Genomic DNA, 19,734 nt, shown 5'->3' on the forward strand with positions numbered 1-19,734 from the left:
ATCACCGTTTGCTTTTGATGATGGTGCCCAGGCCTTGCAGATAGGCCACCAGCGCGTCCATTTCGGTTTTGCCCTTCACGGCATCCTTGGCCCCGGCGATGTCTTCGTCGGTGTAAGGAACGCCGAGCGTGCGCAACACTTCCATTTTCTTGGCAGTGTCTTTGCCGTCGAGCTTGTTTTCTACGAGGAACGGGTAAGCCGGCATTTTCGACTCAGGCACGACGTTGCGCGGGTTGTACAAGTGCGCACGCTGCCAGTCATCGGAGTAACGACCGCCAACACGGGCCAGATCTGGCCCGGTACGTTTGGAACCCCACAGGAACGGGTGATCCCAGACGCTTTCACCGGCGACCGAGTAGTGCCCATAGCGTTCGGTTTCGGCACGGAACGGACGGATCATCTGCGAGTGGCAGCCGACACAGCCGTTGGCGATGTAAACGTCGCGGCCTTCCAGTTCCAGCGCCGAACGCGGCTTCATGCCTTCGACCGGCTTGTTGGTGACGTCCTGGAAAAACAGCGGAACGATTTGGGTCAGGCCGCCAACGCTGACGGCGATGACCATGAAGAAGGCCAGCAGGCCAATATTCTTCTCGACAGCTTCATGCTTCATCAGTGAGCTCCAACGACAGCGATCTGGGCAGCGGCTTCGGCTTCAGCCGGGTTCGAGGCGCGCACGGTGCGCCAGACGTTGTAAGCCATCAGGAACATGCCGCTGGCGAAGAAAGCACCGCCCAAGGCACGAACGATATAACCCGGGTGGCTGGCTTGCAGCGCTTCAACGAACGAGTAGGTGAGGGTGCCGTCGTCGTTAATTGCACGCCACATCAGGCCCTGCGTGATGCCGTTGACCCACATCGAAGCGATGTAGAGCACGGTGCCGATGGTCGCGAGCCAGAAGTGCGCGTTGATCAGGCCGACACTGTGCATCTGCGCACGGCCGAACAGGCGCGGGATCATGTGGTAGATCGCGCCGATCGAGATCATCGCTACCCAGCCGAGAGCGCCAGCGTGTACGTGGCCAATGGTCCAGTCGGTGTAGTGCGAGAGCGAGTTGACGGTCTTGATCGCCATCATCGGCCCTTCGAAGGTCGACATGCCGTAGAACGCCAACGAGACCACGAGGAAGCGCAGGATCGGGTCGGTGCGCAGCTTATGCCAGGCGCCCGACAGGGTCATCATGCCGTTGATCATGCCGCCCCAGCTTGGCGCCAGAAGGATGATCGACATCGCCATGCCCAGCGATTGTGCCCAATCCGGCAGTGCGGTGTAGTGCAGGTGGTGCGGACCGGCCCAGATGTACAGGGTGATCAGCGCCCAGAAGTGCACGATCGACAGGCGATAGGAGTAGATCGGACGCTCGGCCTGTTTCGGCACGAAGTAGTACATCATCCCGAGGAAACCGGTGGTCAGGAAGAAGCCCACCGCGTTGTGGCCGTACCACCACTGGATCATCGCATCGGTCGCGCCGGAGTAGGCGGAGTAGGACTTGAAGAAGCTCACCGGCAGGGAGGCGTGGTTGACGATGTGCAGCATCGCCGTGACGACGATGAACGCGCCGTAGAACCAGTTACCCACATAAATGTGCTTGGTTTTGCGCTTGGTGATGGTGCCGAAGAACACCAGACCGTAGGTGACCCAGACAATCGCCAGCAGAATAGCCAGTGGCCATTCCAGTTCCGCGTATTCCTTGGTGGTGGTGTAACCCAGCGGCAAGGTAATGATCGCGCCGACGATCACCGCTTGCCAGCCCCAGAAGGTGAAGGCCGCGAGGCTATCGGAAATCAGTCGCGTCTGGCAGGTTCGCTGCACGACATAGTAGGAAGTGGCAAACAGTGCACAACCACCGAAGGCGAAAATCACCAGGTTTGTGTGCAACGGGCGCAGGCGTCCAAAGCTCGTCCACGGCAGACCGAAGTTCAACTCCGGCCAAACCAGTTGCGAGGCGATGAAGACACCGAGCCCCATGCCAAGGATCCCCCAGACCACCGTCATGATGGCGAACTGGCGGACTACCTTATAGTTATAAGCAGTCGGACTGATTGCTGTGCTCATTCTAAGGTTCCACGGTTTGGGTGTTTTATTAGGATTAAAATCGGCCGCAAGTATGCAGAGAGCAGGGGGTCATTGCAACGCGCCATGACCTGGGTCAATGCTTTCCAACGCTGATTCTGCGGCCTTTCCATGCGCCGCGTAAGGACAAAATTGGCCTCGGACAAAATGTCGCAGCGGACGAAAAAAGCGAGGGGTTCAGGTCGCTTGTAACGGGGTGTGTTCAAACGCTCAGTTCGGGTGACGGACGGTAAATGGCACGACAGCCGGTATCTACCGGCGTTTGCGGCCACATCAGTCAGCCGGTTCGCGGAACACAGCAGTCAGCATTGACCTGGAACCGGCACAAGCCAGTCCGCATCGAGCAAGCGTAGACCCGAATCAGAGGAACCGAAAGGAGAGGGTGTGAAGGGGTGCGACAATGCGTCGCAAAGGGGCTGGATGCTGCCGCACCGAGAATGGTGCGGCAGAGGTGTACGCAATGATTACTTCTTGTTGTCTTCAGTAATCAGTTTTTCTGTATTCAATCCATGTGACAGGCTGTACACATAAGCGGCAAGTAATTGCACTTTATCGTTGCCCAACAGTTCGTTCTGCGCTGGCATGTGACCCTGGCGACCATGGCGAATGGTCTGCTCGAGTTGGGTCAGGCTGGTGCCATAGATAAACCCGGCCGGGTGCGTCAGATTCGGCGCCCCCATGGCTTCAGTACCTTGGCCGGTTGCCCCATGACAGGCCACGCAAGTAGTGCTGAACGCCTGCTGTCCGGCCTGCAGGTCAGCCTTGTTATCGGCTGGCAATGGCAGACCGGCCAGTTCGTGACGGACGTACGCCGCGACGTTTTTCACCCCGGCTTCGCCCAACACTTCGCCCCAGGCCGGCATTGCCGCCATCCGGCCACCCATGATGGTGGTCTTGATGGTGTCGGCGTCGCCACCCCAGCGCCAGTCGCTGTCGGCGAGGTTAGGGAAACCGAACGCGCCTTTGGCGTCTGAGCCGTGGCACACCGAGCAGTTGGAGGCGAACAGGCGGCCACCCATCTTCAGCGCCTGCGGATCCTTCGCCACTTCTTCCAGCGGCATGGCGGCGAACTTGGCGAAGATCGGCCCGAATTTGGCGTCGGCCTTGTTCATTTCCTTTTCCCACTCGTGCACGCCGGTCCAGCCATCCTCGTAACCCGGCAGGATGCCTTTCCAGTTGCCCAGGCCCGGATAGAGGATCAGATAGCCCACGGAAAACACCAGCGTGCCGGCGAACAGCATGAACCACCACTGCGGCAGCGGGTTGTCGTACTCCTCGATGCCGTCGAAGCTATGGCCCATGGTCTGGTCTACGCTGCCCTTGGTCTCGCCCCGGCGCGTGCCGATCAGCAGCCACGTCAGGCCGATCAGGCTGCCGATGGTCAGTACGCAGATCCACGTACTCCAGAAGGTGGTCATGGCCGAGTACTCCTTGTCTCATTTACTGGGGTTGTGTCGGGTTGCGGCTCGTCGGCGAACGGCAGCAGACGTGCTTCGGCAAACTCCGGGGTGCGCTTGCGGTTGAATACCCACAAAGTCAAACCGACGAAAGCTATAAACACGACAACGGTGCCTAAACCACGGATCAGCCCTGTGCTCATTTCAATGACCATGGCTCACCTCTTGCTCTTGATCGCAGTGCCGAGCACTTGCAGGTAGGAGACGAGGGCGTCCATTTCGGTCTTGCCCTTGAGGCTGGCCACCGCACCGCTGATGTCGTCGTCGGTGTACGGCACGCCGAGGGTGCGCATGGTCTTGAGCTTGGTTTCGGTGTGGCTGCTGTCGACCGCTTGCGTGACCAGCCACGGATAGGCCGGCATTTTCGATTCCGGTACGACGTTGCGCGGGTTGTACAAGTGCGCGCGGTGCCAGTCATCCGAGTAACGCGCGCCGACCCGGGCGAGGTCCGGACCGGTACGTTTCGAACCCCACAGGAACGGGTGATCCCACACGCTTTCGCCCGCAACCGAGTAGTGCCCGTAGCGCTCGGTTTCGGCGCGGAACGGGCGGATCATCTGCGAGTGGCAACCGACGCAGCCTTCGCGGATGTAGATGTCGCGGCCTTCCAGTTGCAGCGCGGTGTAGGGCTTCATGCCTTCCACCGGTTTGTTGGTGACGTCCTGGAAGAACAGCGGGACGATCTGGGTCAGGCCGCCGATGCTCACGGCAAAGACCATGAGCAACATCAACAGGCCGACGTTCTTTTCAATCGTTTCGTGTTTCATGGCGGACTCCTCAGGCCATCTGCGCGGCAGCAACGACGTCAGCAGGCTGCGAGGCCCGCACGGTGCGCCAGGTGTTGTAAGCCATCAGGAACATGCCGCTGAGGAAGATCGCGCCACCAATCAGCCGCACGACGAAGCCTGGGTGGCTGGCCACCAGGGTTTCGACGAAGGAGTAGGTCAGCGTGCCGTCCTCGTTTACCGCGCGCCACATCAGGCCTTGGGCGATGCCGTTGACCCACATCGACGCGATGTAGAGCACGGTGCCGATGGTCGCGAGCCAGAAGTGCGCGTTGATCAAACCGACGCTGTGCATCTGCGCCTTGCCGAAGATTTTCGGGATCATGTGGTACAGCGCGCCGATCGAGATCATCGCCACCCAGCCGAGGGCGCCGGCATGTACGTGGCCGATGGTCCAGTCGGTGTAGTGGGAGAGGGCGTTGACGGTCTTGATCGCCATCATCGGACCTTCGAAGGTCGACATGCCGTAGAACGCCAGCGAGACCACAAGGAAACGCAGGATCGGGTCGCTGCGCAATTTATGCCAGGCGCCTGAGAGGGTCATCATGCCGTTGATCATGCCGCCCCAGCTCGGTGCCAGCAGAATCAGCGACATCACCATGCCCAGCGACTGTGCCCAGTCTGGCAGCGCGGTGTAGTGCAAGTGGTGCGGGCCGGCCCAGATGTACAGGGTGATCAATGCCCAGAAGTGCACGATCGACAGGCGATACGAATACACCGGACGCTCGGCCTGTTTCGGCACGAAGTAGTACATCATCCCGAGGAAACCGGCGGTGAGGAAAAAGCCTACGGCGTTGTGGCCGTACCACCATTGCACCATCGCGTCGGTTGCACCGGCGTACACCGAGTACGACTTGGTGAAACTCACCGGCAATTCAAGGTTGTTGACGATGTGCAGAATCGCCACGGTGATTATGAACGCGCCGAAGAACCAGTTGCCCACGTAGATGTGCTTGGTCTTGCGCTGCATGATCGTGCCGAAGAACACGATGGCGTAGGCGACCCAGACGATGGTGATCAGGATGTCGATCGGCCATTCCAGTTCGGCATATTCCTTGGAGCTGGTGTAACCCAGTGGCAGGCTGATCGCCGCCAGCAGGATCACCAACTGCCAGCCCCAGAAGCAGAACGCGGCGATTTTTGGTGCAAACAACTGGGTTTGGCAGGTGCGTTGCACCGAGTAAAACGAACTGGCGAACAGCGCACAGCCGCCGAACGCGAAGATCACCGCGTTGGTGTGCAGCGGGCGCAGACGGCCGAAACTGGTCCAGGGTAAATTGAAGTTGAGTTCGGGCCAGACCAATTGAGCCGCGAGAAAAACCCCGAGGCCCATGCCGACGATGCCCCACACCACCGTCATAATGGCGAATTGGCGGACCACCTTGTAGTTGTAGGCGGTACTGATAGAAGTGTTCATGGTTCCCCATCCACGGTTCAGCCGAAGTGAGCGCGCGCAAGACACGCGGCGAATCCTTCGTCTGGAGTTATAGGCAGACTAAAAGCGAGGCAAGCATGGACAAACAGCACAAGGCCAGTATTGACGGGGATCAATGGGCGCAGTGTGTGCGTGATCATGGATGGCTTTGGGATGCCGCTGAGGGTAAGGCGTTTGTGACGTTGATCCTCGCGCATGGGGCGGGGGCGCCGATGGATAGCGATTGGATGAACAATATGGCTGGGCGCCTTGCCGGGCTTGGGGTGAATGTGTTGCGGTTTGAGTTTCCTTATATGGCGCAGCGGCGTATCGACGGTGGCAAGCGTCCGCCGAACCCGGCGCCGAAACTGCTGGAATGCTGGCGCGAAGTGTTTGCCGAAATGCGACGTCATGTCGCTGGGCCGCTGGGGATCGGCGGTAAGTCCATGGGCGGGCGGATGGCTAGTCTTTTGGCTGACGAATTGGGCGCTGATGCGTTGGTGTGTCTGGGTTATCCGTTTTATGCGGTGGGTAAACCGGAGAAGCCTCGGGTTGAGCATTTGGCTGGTTTGCAGACTCGGACGTTGATTGTGCAGGGCGAGCGGGATGCGTTGGGCAATCGTGAGGCGGTTGAGGCTTACACCTTGTCACCGAGTATTGAGGTGGCGTGGTTAGCTGCCGGCGATCATGACCTCAAGCCATTAAAGGTTTCCGGGTTTACCCATGAACAGCATTTGGCCAGCGCTGCGCAGAAAATAGCCGAGTTTCTCAGCCACTGACCGAGCTGGGCTGAGATTTTGAACTGCATGAAGATCTGCTCCCTTTCCCCCTCGCCCCCATGGGGGAGAGGGCTGGGGTGAGGGGGATCGATTTCAGTTGCGACATATTTTTTGGGTACATATCCGTTGCTGCGGTAACGGCCACTTAGGGTTCCGCCCTTACGGCGGGTCACTTTTTACAAACGCCTAAAAAGTAACCAAAAACGCTTGCTCCTACGTCCGGCCCGCTCGCTGGGGCTCGGGGTCCCTTCGCTCCGGGATCGATCCGGGCGCAGCGTCTCCGGTTTGCTTCGCTGCACCTACTCCCGCTGTGTTTGGCTGCGCCAAACGGTCGCTGCGCTCCCACCCCCGGATCAATCCCTCCGCTCAGCCTTCCGACGTCGCTCGTGGATCAAGATCAAGAGCTGCAGCCGAGCTAACGCTCATCCTGTTGAGTGGTGAGGAGCGCGGGTGTTCGGCTTTGGTTTTGTGGTGGATTTGCCCCTCAGGTCAGTTCCCTCTCCCTCTGGGAGAGGGTTAGGGTGAGGGGCGATTCTGCTGACACGATAAAAAACTGGAAGCGCGCACTGCCCAGCATTTCCTGTGCGTAAACATGATTTTGTGAGCGCGTTTAAAGTACATGAACCGTTACGCCATCAGGCCTACAACACCTTGCGCCGTTACCTACGCGTACGCCAGAATCCGCCGGCTTACACGACTACAGGCCGGGCTATATCGTTTCCTTGTCACTGAAAAACAGTGATCGGGTTTGGTAGCCCGCCTTAAATTGTCGTTGTTGCGACACTGTCGATGCTGTCTCCTTTTTGAGATATGGCTTTGTATGGTGGGCATGCGTGGGGCTCCTCTGTGAGCGCCGGGTTACCCAATTTGACCGGTCTACCAACCCGCGCATGGCCGCCACCCGCCGTTTGGTAGCGAGGGTGATGGCTCCCGTTTTTTCAAATTGGAGCTTTATCTATGTTCAAAATCACACCAAACCCACCACCCACTGATCCAATCCCCCACGACCCAGCGCTCAGCCCACAAAAGATCAAAGAAGCAACCGACCGCGCCCTCGACTACTACCTCCGCCCCGAAGCCCTGGGGGCTCCACCAAGCTCGCCAAAATTTCGCCCCGTCTATCTCGTCGACCCCACGCTGGACGACGAAACCCTGCTGGTCGAGGCTAGCGAGTCGCTTTCATACGCCCATGCCATGGCCGGTAATATCGCCAACTCAATCGGCGGCCCGGAGCGCAAACCGTTGCTGGCGCTGCAACAGGTGATCATGCTCAACGAGCTGTTGGTCAATCGACTGCTGGATAAGCTGAAGTTGCCTCAGTAATTTCGCTGGCTGTTATGGCCTCATCGCGAGCAGGCTCGCTCCCACAGGGGATTGTTGTCGGGCACATAATCTATGACCACCGCAGATCCAATGTAGGAGTGAGCCTGCTCGCGATGACGGTATGACAAGCGACATCAATTTCAGACAGGTAATAAAAAAGCCCGAATGCTTTCGCTTTCCGGGCTTCCACGATCAAAAGATCGCAGCCTTCGGCAGCTCCTACCGTGATCGGTGTAATAGCTGCCGAAGGCTGCGATCTTTTAATTTACTTTGCAGTGTGTAGCCTGCCAGTGATCAAAAATTTATCGAACAATTTCTGGCCATCACGCGCGGCTTGCCGAACATCAAGGAGTGTCAGTTCATCACAAGTTTTCTGTTTTGCGGGTTTTCGGACGGAGATTTTATTCATGCTTGCCGGTCTGCGTGATTGAGTAGCAACCGGCAAACGATAGAACCTGGCATCAACGAGCACCAGTCGGTGCACTCTGGCGAAGCTGTAGGCAGTTTCTGCATTGCTTGAGTGAGATCGTCGTTGGCAGAGAAGGCCGCTTTCGCGAGCCTGCTCGCGAAAGCGGCCTGCCAAACAACGTCTATTTCAGACAGGCAACAAAAAACCCGGAAGCTCTCGCTATCCGGGTTTTTTGTTATCGCCAGTTCAATCAGCGGTTAAACCGCTCCACCAACGAATACTGCGTATTCGCCGTCTTCGTCAGCTCTTCACTCAGCAACGCCGAGTTATGCGCTTGCTCGGAGGTCTGATCCGCCAGCTCCGAAATATTGCTGATGTTGCGGCTGATCTCTTCAGCCACCGCACTTTGCTCTTCGGTCGCGGCCGCAATCTGCGTGGTCATGTCGGTGATGTTGGCCACCGCTTCGCTGATGCCGACCAACGCCTGATCCGCTTCCAGCACCCGCGCCACACCTTCTTCAGCCTGGCGATGCCCGGCTTCCATGGTTTGCACGGCACTCGAAGCCGTCTGCTGCAACTTGGCGATCAGGGCATGAATCTGCCCGGTCGATTCGCTGGTGCGTTGCGCCAGTTGACGCACTTCGTCAGCCACCACGGCAAAGCCACGGCCCATCTCACCGGCACGCGCTGCTTCAATCGCAGCGTTCAGAGCGAGCAGGTTGGTCTGGTCAGCGATGCCTTTGATCACATCCACCACGCCGCCGATTTCGTCGCTGTCCTTGGCCAGTTGGGTCACGGTCAAACCGGTTTCACCGACAACTACCGACAGACGCTGGATGGCTTCGCGGGTTTCGCCGGCGATGTCACGGCCGCGACCGGTCAGGCGATTGGCTTCCTGAGTGGCGTCAGCGGTGCGCTGGACATGGCTCGCCACTTCCTGGGTGGTCGCGGCCATCTGGTTGACGGCGGTGGCGACTTGTTCGGTTTCCACACGCTGGCGTTCCAGGCCGGTGGAGCTGTTGTGCGCCAGGACGTCGGATTGCTTGGCCTGATCGGTCAAGTGTTCGGCGGTGTCCTGCAGACGGGTCAGGCAGGTTTTCAGGCGTGCTTCCTGGCTGAGGATCGACATTTCCAGACGCGCCTGGGCGCCACGGCTGTCGGTGTACATCTGCGCGATCAGCGGGTCGGAGGTGGTCTGCTCGGCCAGGCGCAGCAGGCGTTTGAGCCCGCGTTGCTGCCATTGCAGGCCCATCAGGCCCAGCGGCACCGACAGACCGGCGGCGAGGGCGAAGCCCCACTGCGAGTTCAGGGTCGCGCCGATCATGAAACTCAACTGGCTGACGAGAATGAACGGCAGCCAGTCTTGCAACACCGGCAGCCATTTATCAGTGGAAGGGATCGCCGACTTGCCTTGGTTGATGCGTTGGTAGAGCGCTTCGGCACGGCGGATCTGTTCGGCAGTGGGTTTGACACGCACTGACTCGTAGCCGATCACCTGACTGCCATCGAACACCGGAGTCACGTAGGCGTTCACCCAGTAGTGGTCGCCGGATTTGCAGCGATTCTTGACAATGCCCATCCATGGCAAGCCTTGTTTCAATGTGCCCCACATGTGCGAAAACACCGCCGCCGGTACGTCGGGGTGACGGACCAGGTTGTGCGGCGCACGGATCAGTTCTTCACGCGAAAACCCGCTGATCTCGACGAAAGCGTCGTTGCAGTAGGTGATCACGCCCTTGGCGTCGGTTGTGGAAATCAACCGCTGCTGAGCCGGGAAAGTCCGTTCGCGTTGTGTAATGGGCTGGTTGTTACGCATGGTTTTTCAATCCGCAAGGCTTTGAAAGGTTGTCGGCGGTGACAGCTTTTTATTGAAATTTTTTTTCAATAATCAGCACGGCGTCGCAAAATGGCGCTTGCTTCAGCCGGCGAGCATCGGATAGGTGAACAGGCCGAAATGCAGCAGGTTCAGGCCGAAATGCGTGGCGATCGCCGCGCCGAGCCCGCCAAAACGGTAGGCCAGACCATAGCCGACACCCGCCAGACCCGCCAGCAACACCCAGGTCCAGCCTGCGCCGACATGCACCAGACCAAACAGCAGCGAGGCCAGCAGCAGGGCGAGATTTTCTCCGTAAGGAAGATTTTTGAAACGCTGACTGAGGCCGCCCTGTATATAGCCGCGAAACAGCGCTTCCTCGACCAAGGTCACCAGCAGCAGATTGTTCAGCACCCACAGCCACGCTTGATCAGGCCACTTCGGTGCCCAGGCGATCACGCCCAGCAACAGCGCGCCGCCAAGGGCAAGAACCGCGCTCAGCGTCAGGGCGAGGGCGGTGGCGTAGACGCTCAGGCGCAACGAACGTCGCCCGACAATCCACGGGCACACCAGCAGCAACCAGAAGCCAACCAGCGGTTTGTCGAGGTTCAGGTACATCGCGAACGGCACGGCGTTGTCGGTGAAGCGTTGCGGATCAATGGCGCGACCGTTGGCGAAGCCCGGTAGCCAGTGTAGAGCCAGCGCCAAAGCCAGCACGATAAACAGACCATGGCCGAGAAAACGTGCGACCGGCACCTGTTGTTGGCGAACGGCAAAACCGGCGAACACCAGCAGCCCGATGGAAATCAGCGCCAGCCAGCCGAGGTGGCCGTAACTCAGCGCCCATCCGTAACCGAGGCTGAGAAGCGCCAGATAGAGCCATGGCAAAGCCTTCATCGAAAGTCCCTGTGCAAATTTGTGGAAGGGCTTTCTACACGGGTGGGGGTGTGGGGACAAGTGAAGGTGAAGGGGGAAACCGGGGCAGCACACAAACCTATGGTCAACCCCTTTACCTGTGGGAGCTGGCTTGCCAGCGATGAGGCCTGTTCAGCCGACATCTTCATCGACTGGTCCACCGCTATCGCTGGCAAGCCAGCTCCCACAGGGTTTTGTGTTTGCCTGGGAATCAACGCAAGTTAAGTTTCGCCGCCGCACGCTCGGTGATTTCCGTTCGCAGCTTCAGCGATGGCGCTGCACGCAAACGTGCCTCATCGACAATCTCACTCGGCGCAGTCTCCGGGCTGCCCGCGTTGAACGGCGGTGCCGGGGCATATTCCAATTGCAACTGGATCAGTTGCGCCGCATCGGCACCCACCAACTCTTCAGCCAGCACCAAGGCGAAATCAATCCCCGCCGTGATCCCGCCGCCGGTAAACAGATTGCCGTCACGCACCACCCGATCCTTCACCGCGATCGCCCCCAGCGTCGGCAGCAGATCGTGATACGCCCAATGCGTGGTCGCCCGTTTGCCTTGCAGCAGACCCGCCGCGCCGAGCACCAGCGAACCGGTGCACACCGATGTCACGTACTTTGCCAGCGCAGCCTGACGCTTGATGAAAGCCAGTGTCAGCTCATCTTCCATCAGCGCGCCGACGCCACCACCACCCGGTACACAGATCACATCCAGATCCGGGCAATCCTCAAACGTGGTGGTCGGTTTCAGCAGCAGTCCGGTGCTGGCGGTGACCGGCATCAGATCCTTCCAGATCAAGTGCACCTGCACGCCCGGCAGCGAGGCGAGCACGTCATACGGCCCGGTCAGGTCGAGTTGCTGAACCTGCGGAAACAACAGAAAACCGATCTGCAACGTCATCGTTCTTACTCCATGAAAAGGGCTGGACGGCTTCACTGTAGGCGCGTAGGTTCTGGCGCATACGCCAATCACCCCACGAATTACGCCAAATGCCCAAAGCCATCCACGTACTCGCGTTTGCCAACATGCAGATCCTCGACGTCACCGGCCCCTTGCAGGTGTTCGCCTCGGCCAACGACATCGCCCGTCAGCGCGGCTTGCCGATCCCGTATGCGCCGAGCGTGATTGCCAGCGGCGGCGGGGCGGTGATGTCGTCGGCGGGGTTGGCGGTGTTGGCCGAGCCGTTGCCGCAACTGCCCAGCGACACGTTGATCATCGCCGGTGGCTGGGGCATTTATCCGGCAGCCGAAGATGTGCTGTTGGTGGATTGGGTGCGCGAACACGCCGGCAAATGTCGACGCGTGGCCTCCGTGTGTACGGGGGCATTTCTGTTGGCGGCGAGCGGCTGGCTCGATGGCCGCCGCGTGGTTACCCACTGGACTCGCTGCGAACAACTGGCACAGCAACATCCGAATTTGCACGTCGAGGCCAATCCGATTTTCATCAATGACGGCCCGGTCTGGACCTCGGCGGGGGTCACGGCCGGCATCGATCTGGCCTTGGCCATGGTTGAAGAGGATCTGGGCAGCGACATCGCCCTGGACGTCGCCCGGCACCTCGTGGTGTTTCTGAAACGTCCGGGCGGGCAATCGCAGTTCAGCGTGACCTTATCCTTGCAGAATCAGGGCAATCGCTTTGATGAACTGCACGCGTGGATCGCCGAAAACCTCACCTGCGACCTTGGCATCCCGACCCTCGCAGAACAAGCCGGGATGAGCGAACGCAGTTTCGTCCGCCACTACCGCGCCGACACCGGCCAGACCCCGGCGCGGGCGATCGAATTGATTCGCGTCGAAACCGCCCGGCGCTTGCTCAGTGACACCGGTTTGCCGGTCAAACGCATCGCCGCCAATTGCGGTTTTGGCAGTGAAGAGACGTTGCGGCGCAGCTTCCTGCGGGCCATGGGGGTAACTCCGCAGGCTTATCGGGAGCGGTTTTCGGTCAAGGCTGGAGCAGATCCAGTGATGCCTTGAATCAAGCCTCAGCTTCCGCCACCTGATTGAAATACTTCGTCCGATCCGGGGTAAACGTCACCCGCATCTTCGTCCGCGAACACGTCAGCGCACGTTCTGCACTCAAATCAATATCCAGATCCTCACCGCGCAAGCCTTGCCACTGCGCCAGATACTTCAGCGAGCCAAATTTCTCGTTTTTCTTCAGGCTGCGGCTCACGCCACCTTTCCAGCCGAGCACGGGCAGTTCGCCGGCGAGACATTTTTGCGCGAGGTCGGGGAAGCGGGTGGCGCGCTGGCGGCCGATTTCCCAGCACTTGATCAGGCCTTTGTCCGCGGCTTCCCAGAGTTGGGTGCGGGTCAGGCCGCTGCGAAGCGGCGTGTCGATGGTGCGCTGGACGTGCTGGGACATTCTGGTTCCTTGAATTCGGGTTTTATTGGACAGCTCCGCTGTGCCCGTTGCGGTGGATGGTAGGGGTGGATGTAACAGCTGGCAACAGGGTATTTCCGGGTGTGACTGCGAGTTGCAGGGCAGACACAGTTCAGGGGATGTTGACCATTTGTAGTCTTACGGCAGTTGAAAACTGTGCTGAGGGAGCTTGCTCCCGCTCGGCTGTGCAGCAGGCGCAAAGTCAGGCAACCCGGTGCTTCAGTGGGATTGGGGAGGCAGGTTTCAGGGCCGCTTCGCGACCCGGCGGGAGCAAGCTCCCTCGCCATAGGGGGTGGGAGTGAGCCTGCTTTTGCGTAGGTGTCAGTCCTACAATTGGCTGTTGATGCGGACTATTTCCTACAGCCTTTGGTGACAATTACGGCTGCCAGTAACTCTTTTCCCCACTCAACTTGCGATCGAGAAAACTCGCCGCACTGATCAACGCCAGATGCGTCAAGGCTTGCGGGGTATTACCCAAGTGCCGGCCATGAGCGTCGAACTCTTCGGCGTAGAGACCCAGCGGATTGGCATAGCGCAGCAATTGCTCAAACTCCAGATGGGCTTTTTCAACCTGCCCCGCACGAGCCAGGCATTCGACATACCAGAACGAACACGCGGCAAAGGCGCCTTCAGTGCCGGCCAGGCCATCGATATTGCTGTCGTCATTGCGATAGCGATACACCATGCCGTCGCGCACCAAGGTCTTTTCGATGGCCGCAAGGGTCGACAGCCAGCGCGGATCCTTGGCGCTGACGAAACGCACCAACGGCATCAACAACATCGAGCCATCCAGCGCGGTGCCGCCCTTGTACTGGACGAAATGCCCGCGCTCCTCATTCCAGAAGTTGTCCCAGATGTCGGCGTAGATCGCCTGCCGGGTCGAGTCCCATTGCGCAAACGGTGCCGGTAGCGAGCGTTTCGAGGCCAGGCGAATCGCCCGGTCCAGCGCTACCCAGCACATCAGCCGCGAGTGCAGGAAGTGATGCTGCTCACCGCGCATTTCCCAAATGCCGACATCGGCGGTCTGCCACGTTTCACAGACTTGATCGACCACTTCGCGCACATGTTTCCAGCCCTCGTGGGAAATTGCGTCGCCGTATTTGTTGACCAGATACACCGCATCCATCAGCTCGCCGAAGATATCCAGTTGAATCTGATCGTAAGCGCCGTTGCCGATGCGCACCGGTTGCGCACCGCCGTGACCGGACAGGTGCGACAGCTCGGTTTCCGGCAATTCCTGACGACCATCGATGGCGTACAGAATGTTCAACTTCATCGGCTTGCCGCAGCAGTCGCTGACCCGTCCGCGCAGCCAGCCCATATAGGCGTTGGCCTCGCCGACAAAGCCCAGGCGCATGAACGCGTACACCGTGAACGAGGCATCGCGGATCCATGTGTAGCGGTAGTCCCAGTTACGTTCGCCGCCCGGCGTTTCCGGTAGACCGAAAGTGGCGGCGGCGAGAATGGCGCCGTGTTTGCGTGAGGTCAGCAGCTTCAACGCGAGGGCCGAGCGGTTGACCATTTCCCGCCAGCGCCCGCGGTAAATCGACTGACCGATCCAGTCGCGCCAGAACTTCAATGTGCGTTCCATGCACAAGTGTCCGGCGCCTTCGGCGAATCGTGGATCATCGGTCGCCCCGAGCATGAACGCCGCCGTTTCATTTTGCTTGAGCGTGAATTGTGCCACCGCCGCTTGCGCGTCGATCTGCATCGGCTGGTCCGAAGCCAGGCGCAGTGACGGTTGGCCGGAAGCGCTAAATGTCACGTCTTGTTGATCCATCTGAGCTCGGGTGTCGGCTCGGGCGTAATCGTGGCGCACGGCGCAGCGCATGGTGAAAGTCGCTTCGCCGCTGACCACGCGCACCCGACGCATCAACAGCGGCAGGTCATCGGCGTTGTCCGCCACTGGCAGCAGATCGGTGACTTCGACCACGGCGCGTTCACTCAGCCAGCGGGTTTGCAGAACGTTAGTGTCGGGCAGGTAAATCTGTTCGCGGCGGGCGTCGGGCAAGTCCGGTGCCAACTGGAAAATCCCCGCGTCCGGGGTGTCCAGCAACGAACAGAAAATCGACGGACTGTCGAACTCCGGCCAGCAGAAAAAATCCACACTGCCACGGTCGTTGATCAGTGCCGCGCTGCGCATGTCGCCGATGATGCCGTGGGCGTCGATTGGGCTTTGTCGTTCCAGGTGATGCTCAGCCATTGCCGCGAAACTCCGGATAGAGGCTCATGCCGCCGTCGATGAACAGGGTGGTGCCAACGATGTAATCGGCGGCATCCGAGGCGAGAAAGACCACGGCGTTAGCGACGTCTTCCGCGTCGCCGATGCGCCCGTAGGGAATCAGATCAAGCAGCTTTTCGCCGGCAGCGCCTTCGGTGGCATCTTTATTGATCGCCGTGCGAATCGCCCCCGGCGCGATGCCGTTGATGCGAATGCGTTGGTGGCTGACTTCCTGTGCAAGGGTCTGCATCAGCTGATCGACACCACCCTTGGACGCGGCGTAATTGACGTGCCCGGCCCAGGGAATGCGCTGGTGCACCGAACTCATGTGGATGATCTTGCCGGCCGCGCGGGACACGCCTTCACGAACGCCCTGGCGATTGAAAATCCGCAGGGCAGCGCGGGCGCAGAGGAACTGCCCGGTGAGGTTGACGCCGATCACCGCGTTCCAGTCGTCGAGGGTCATGTCCACAGCGGCGGCATCTTTTTGCATACCCGAGTTGGCCAGCAGAATATCCAGCGAACCGAAGGCATCGATGGCCGCCGAGAACAGACGCTCAACCTCGTCTTCCTTGGAGACATCAGCGCGAATGGCGATGGCCTGCCCACCGTCAGCAATGATTTGCCGGGCTAGTGCTTCGGCAGGTTCTGCCTGACGGTTGTAGTTGATGACCACTGCCGCGCCGGCAGCGGCCAGGGCTTTGGCGCACGCGTGGCCGATGCCGGAGCTGGCGCCGGTGATCAGGGCTGTTTGTCGGGCGAGGGAAATATGCATGCAAAATCGCGCCTTGAGTGAGGGCCTACATAGCTGACCGGTTGCCAATAGTGAGAGTTCATTCGGCAGAAAGGGCTGTGGTGATTTCGCCGACGCTTTCGCGAGTAGGCTCGCTCCCACACTGGATCGGCGTCGTACACAAATCCTCCTCTGGGAGTGAGCCTGCTCGCGATGGAGGCTTCACATTCCACCAACAATTCCGCGCTTCCACGCCACCCGACCCTATGGCAACTTGGCGGCCCTTGATGAGGCTGCAGTCCATGGCAAACCCCTACCGCGAATTGTTCAACGCCCCCGGCGCACGGAATTTTGTCCTGGCCGGAATGATCGCGCGCATGCCGATCTCCATGACCGGTATCGGCGTGATCACCATGCTGTCGCAGTTGAAGGGCGGGTATGCGCTGGCCGGCGCGGTGGCGGCAACCTTTGCCCTGGCCACAGCGTTTTGCGCGCCGCAGGTATCGCGTCTGGTTGACCGTTATGGGCAGCGACGCATTCTGCCGGTATCGGCATTGATCGGCGGCGGGGCACTGCTGATGTTGCTGCTGTGCACGCGGTTGCAGGCGCCGAACTGGACGCTGTTTATCTTTGCCGCGCTGGCCGGGTGCATGCCGAGCATGTCGGCGATGGTGCGGGCGCGCTGGACGGAGATCTATCGCGGCCAACCGCAGTTACAGACGGCTTATGCGCTGGAGTCAGTACTCGATGAAGTCTGCTTTATCGTCGGTGCGCCGCTGTCGGTGGGGCTGTGCGTGACGCTGTTTCCCGAGGCCGGACCACTGGCGGGACTGTTGATGCTGGCGGTCGGCGTCACCGCGTTTGTCGCCCAGCGCAGCACGGAGCCCTCGGTGCATCCGCATGAGCCACACCATCAAGGCTCGATCATTCGCTCCACGGACATGCAATGGCTGCTGTTGTTGATGACCGCCATGGGCGTCATCGTCGGCGTGATCGATGTGGTCAGCGTCGCGTTCGCCCAGCAACAGGGGCAGCCGGCGGCAGCGAGCATCGTGTTGTCGGTGTACGGAATCGGTTCTTTCCTGTCCGGTATTGCGTTCGGTGCGATGCGCTCGAAGCTGCCGTTGCCGCAGCTGTTTTTGTACGGTGGAGTGGCGACGGCGGTGACCACATTGCCGCTGTTGCTGGCGAGCAATATTGTTGGATTGTCGGTGGCGGTATTCGTCGCCGGGCTGTTCTTCTCACCGACGCTGATTGTGGCGATGGCGTTGATCGAGCGCATTGTGCCGCCGGCCAAGCTCACTGAAGGCCTGACCTGGCTGGTGACCGGTTTGAGTATCGGCGTGGCGGTGGGCGCCGCCGGCGCAGGTGCGCTGGTCGATGCCTTCGGCGCGCGCAGCGGCTTCTGGCTGGCGATTGCTGCCGGGGCGGTAGTCCTCGCATCGGCGGTGCAGAGTTTCCGTCATTTGAAGTGATCGGCTAACCGACTAATTCCCGCGCTATCTCATCCGTTCTCTTTTACAGATAACCCTATTGAGGTAAACGCGGTGACAAAGCTGACACTGCTGTGCCTGCCCTATTCGGGCGCCAGCGCCATGGTCTACAGCCGCTGGCGGCGCCAACTGCCGTCGTGGCTGCACTTGCAACCGGTGGAATTGCCCGGGCGCGGTGCCCGTTTCGACGAACCCCTGCAGATCGACATGCGTGCGTTGGCCCGGCAACTGGCCCGCGAGCACAAGGCTGGCTTGCAGGCGCCTTACGCACTGTTCGGGCATAGCCTCGGCGCGCTGCTGGCGTGCGAGATGGCGCATGCCTTTCGCGAACTCGGAGTACCGGAACCGGTGGCGTTGTTCGCTTCCGGTACTGCTGCGCCGACGATGCGCAGTGACTACGATCGCGGCTTTGCCGAAGCGCGCAGCGATGAGGAATTGATCGATCAACTGCGCACTTTTCAGGGCACCAGCGAAGAAGTGCTGGCCAACAAAGAACTGATGAGCCTGACCCTGCCGGTGCTGCGCGCCGACTTCATGATGTGCGGGCGTTTCACGCCGGCGCAGCGGCCGTTGCTCAATTGCCCGGTGCACGTGCTGGGCGGCAAGGAAGACCGCGCGACCACCGAGCAACTGATCGGCTGGAGCAAGGAAACCCTGGGCAGTTTTTCCGTGGACATGATGACCGGTGGGCATTTCTTCATTCATGAACACGAAGCCCGGGTCATCCGCACGATCAAGACCCATCTGGAAGTCCATCACCGCCGTCATGCGCAGGCTACGGCACCGGCGTTTTAGCGCGCGGTTCACCTATCGAGTGATTACAGGAGGCCAGTCATGGCTGTTGCTGTGGGATTTTCCGTTCGGCCACTGCTGCCGCAACGGGGGCGCTTGCCGTTGTTGGTGGAAGCGACCGATGCGGACACTGACTTGTTGGCGGTGTTCGATGAATTGAAAGAACTGGTGGACGAGCATCTGCTGCGCGACGGCGGGCTGCTGTTTCGCGGCTTCCGTCTGAACGGTGCCGAACAGTTCCGGCAGTTCGCCGCCAGTTTTGGCCATCCGCTGTTGAACTATGAATTCGGCTCGACACCGCGCACCAACGTGACGCAGGGCGTGTACACCTCGACCGAATACCCGGCGCACCAGAGCATTCCGCTGCACAACGAGCAGGCTTATTCCCGCGACTGGCCGATGAAGATCTGGTTCTACAGCATGATCGCCGCCAAGTCCGGCGGCGAGACGCCGATTGCCGACAGCCGTGAAGTTTATCGGCGCATTCCGTTGGCAATTCGCGAGCGCTTCGTCAGCAAAGGGCTGATGTATGTGCGCAACTTCGGCAACGGCTTGGATGTGGCTTGGGAAGACGTGTTCAACACCGACGATCGCGAGGTCGTCGAGGCCTACTGCAAGGCTCACGGCATTGTCTGCGAATGGAAGGACGACGGTGAATTGCGCACCCGCCAGACTTGTCAGGCGGTGGCGGTGCATCCGGTGACCGGCGACAACGTCTGGTTCAATCAGGCGCACCTGTTCCACATTTCCAACCTGCAAGCGGAAGTGCGCGAAAGCCTGCTCGATATCGTCGACGAAGAGGACTTGCCGCGTAACGTCTATTACGGCGATGGTTCGGCGATTGAAGACGAGGTGCTGGCGCAGATTCGTGCGGTGCTCGATGAGTGCGCGATCAGCTTCCCCTGGCAGGAGGGCGATGTGCTGATGCTCGACAACATGCTCTCGGCACACGCGCGTTCGCCATTCGAGGGGCCGCGCAAAGTGATTGTCGCCATGGCGGAAGGGCATTCACAGGGGCCGCTCTGAGCCATCCCCACACCTGGTGGTAAAGCAGCCGAAGCCGGTTTCGTACCGGCTTCGGTGTTTGTGTGCCTAGCGTCGGGCCGCTGTTGCGCCAGCGCGCTAAATCATCGCGTTTGTCATTCGTTCT

The 19,734-nt window shown here is 60.0% G+C and carries 18 protein-coding genes; 6 read left to right on the plus strand and 12 right to left on the minus strand.

Annotated elements, in window-relative coordinates; genetic code table 11:
- Position 1: 1 nt before the first annotated feature.
- The 6 genes from ccoO (LOY43_RS09425) to ccoN (LOY43_RS09450) form a co-directional block, all read right to left on the minus strand.
- Positions 2–610 (minus strand): cytochrome-c oxidase, cbb3-type subunit II, encoded by a 609-nt coding sequence (ccoO, locus tag LOY43_RS09425; RefSeq protein WP_095047713.1) that lies wholly within the window; start codon positions 608–610, stop codon positions 2–4.
- Positions 610–2,052 (minus strand): cytochrome-c oxidase, cbb3-type subunit I, encoded by a 1,443-nt coding sequence (gene ccoN, locus LOY43_RS09430; RefSeq protein WP_093431876.1) that lies wholly within the window; start codon positions 2,050–2,052, stop codon positions 610–612. The genes ccoO (LOY43_RS09425) and ccoN (LOY43_RS09430) overlap by 1 nt, the downstream gene beginning before the upstream one ends.
- A 482-nt stretch (positions 2,053–2,534) precedes the next feature.
- Positions 2,535–3,488, minus strand: coding sequence for a cytochrome-c oxidase, cbb3-type subunit III (ccoP, locus tag LOY43_RS09435; protein WP_095047712.1), 954 nt, complete (start codon positions 3,486–3,488; stop codon positions 2,535–2,537).
- Positions 3,485–3,682 carry a cbb3-type cytochrome c oxidase subunit 3 gene (locus LOY43_RS09440; RefSeq protein WP_095047711.1) on the minus strand — a complete coding sequence of 66 codons (198 nt, stop codon included), beginning with the start codon at positions 3,680–3,682 and terminating at the stop codon, positions 3,485–3,487. Before LOY43_RS09440 ends, ccoP begins: the two co-directional genes overlap by 4 nt.
- Positions 3,683–3,685: 3 nt before the next feature.
- Positions 3,686–4,294 (minus strand): cytochrome-c oxidase, cbb3-type subunit II, encoded by a 609-nt coding sequence (gene ccoO, locus LOY43_RS09445; protein ID WP_003223389.1) that lies wholly within the window; start codon positions 4,292–4,294, stop codon positions 3,686–3,688.
- A gap of 10 nt (positions 4,295–4,304) precedes the next feature.
- The gene (gene ccoN / locus LOY43_RS09450; protein ID WP_008082029.1) at positions 4,305–5,729 is read right to left on the minus strand and encodes a cytochrome-c oxidase, cbb3-type subunit I; all 1,425 of its coding nucleotides are present in this window, start codon (positions 5,727–5,729) and stop codon (positions 4,305–4,307) included.
- Positions 5,730–5,824: 95 nt separating this feature from the next.
- On the opposite strand from ccoN (LOY43_RS09450), the gene LOY43_RS09455 reads away from it, so the two are divergent.
- Positions 5,825–6,505, plus strand: a complete 681-nt coding sequence (locus tag LOY43_RS09455; protein ID WP_258709506.1) for an alpha/beta family hydrolase — start codon at positions 5,825–5,827, stop codon at positions 6,503–6,505.
- A gap of 957 nt (positions 6,506–7,462) precedes the next feature.
- Positions 7,463–7,828, plus strand: coding sequence for a DUF6124 family protein (locus LOY43_RS09460; RefSeq protein WP_099758482.1), 366 nt, complete (start codon positions 7,463–7,465; stop codon positions 7,826–7,828).
- Between the two features lie 659 nt (positions 7,829–8,487).
- On the opposite strand, the gene LOY43_RS09465 is transcribed toward LOY43_RS09460, so the two are convergent.
- The 3 genes from LOY43_RS09465 to inhA all read right to left on the minus strand — a co-directional run bounded on the left by LOY43_RS09465 (position 8,488) and on the right by inhA (position 11,863).
- On the minus strand, positions 8,488–10,053 hold the full coding sequence (locus LOY43_RS09465; RefSeq protein ID WP_095047707.1) for a PAS domain-containing methyl-accepting chemotaxis protein: 1,566 nt from the start codon (positions 10,051–10,053) through the stop codon (positions 8,488–8,490).
- Positions 10,054–10,155: 102 nt separating this feature from the next.
- On the minus strand, positions 10,156–10,947 hold the full coding sequence (locus LOY43_RS09470; protein ID WP_258709507.1) for a CPBP family intramembrane glutamic endopeptidase: 792 nt from the start codon (positions 10,945–10,947) through the stop codon (positions 10,156–10,158).
- Between the two features lie 229 nt (positions 10,948–11,176).
- Positions 11,177–11,863 (minus strand): isonitrile hydratase, encoded by a 687-nt coding sequence (gene inhA, locus LOY43_RS09475; RefSeq protein WP_258709508.1) that lies wholly within the window; start codon positions 11,861–11,863, stop codon positions 11,177–11,179.
- 89 nt (positions 11,864–11,952) lie between these two features.
- Between inhA and LOY43_RS09480 the strand changes: the two genes are divergently transcribed.
- Positions 11,953–12,936, plus strand: coding sequence for a GlxA family transcriptional regulator (locus tag LOY43_RS09480; protein WP_095047704.1), 984 nt, complete (start codon positions 11,953–11,955; stop codon positions 12,934–12,936).
- A gap of 1 nt (position 12,937) precedes the next feature.
- Here the strand turns inward: LOY43_RS09480 and LOY43_RS09485 are convergent, their stop codons facing one another.
- The 3 genes from LOY43_RS09485 to LOY43_RS09495 form a co-directional block, all read right to left on the minus strand.
- Positions 12,938–13,327, minus strand: coding sequence for a hypothetical protein (locus LOY43_RS09485; protein WP_095124858.1), 390 nt, complete (start codon positions 13,325–13,327; stop codon positions 12,938–12,940).
- Positions 13,328–13,721: 394 nt separating this feature from the next.
- Positions 13,722–15,548, minus strand: a complete 1,827-nt coding sequence (locus tag LOY43_RS09490) for a glycoside hydrolase family 15 protein (protein ID WP_099758489.1) — start codon at positions 15,546–15,548, stop codon at positions 13,722–13,724.
- Complete coding sequence (locus LOY43_RS09495; RefSeq protein ID WP_258709509.1) at positions 15,541–16,341, minus strand: glucose 1-dehydrogenase; 801 nt, start codon at positions 16,339–16,341, stop codon at positions 15,541–15,543. The genes LOY43_RS09490 and LOY43_RS09495 overlap by 8 nt, the downstream gene beginning before the upstream one ends.
- Before the next feature lie 260 nt (positions 16,342–16,601).
- On the opposite strand from LOY43_RS09495, the gene LOY43_RS09500 reads away from it, so the two are divergent.
- The 3 genes from LOY43_RS09500 to LOY43_RS09510 all read left to right on the plus strand — a co-directional run bounded on the left by LOY43_RS09500 (position 16,602) and on the right by LOY43_RS09510 (position 19,610).
- Positions 16,602–17,774, plus strand: a complete 1,173-nt coding sequence (locus LOY43_RS09500) for an MFS transporter (protein ID WP_095047701.1) — start codon at positions 16,602–16,604, stop codon at positions 17,772–17,774.
- Between the two features lie 72 nt (positions 17,775–17,846).
- On the plus strand, positions 17,847–18,587 hold the full coding sequence (locus LOY43_RS09505; protein ID WP_095047700.1) for a thioesterase II family protein: 741 nt from the start codon (positions 17,847–17,849) through the stop codon (positions 18,585–18,587).
- Between the two features lie 39 nt (positions 18,588–18,626).
- A complete protein-coding gene (locus tag LOY43_RS09510; RefSeq protein WP_095047699.1) occupies positions 18,627–19,610 on the plus strand; it encodes a TauD/TfdA family dioxygenase in 984 nt (327 codons plus the stop codon).
- Positions 19,611–19,734 lie beyond the last annotated feature (124 nt).

The sequence above is a fragment of the Pseudomonas sp. B21-041 genome (assembly GCF_024748675.1).
GTDB lineage: Bacteria > Pseudomonadota > Gammaproteobacteria > Pseudomonadales > Pseudomonadaceae > Aquipseudomonas > Aquipseudomonas neuropathica.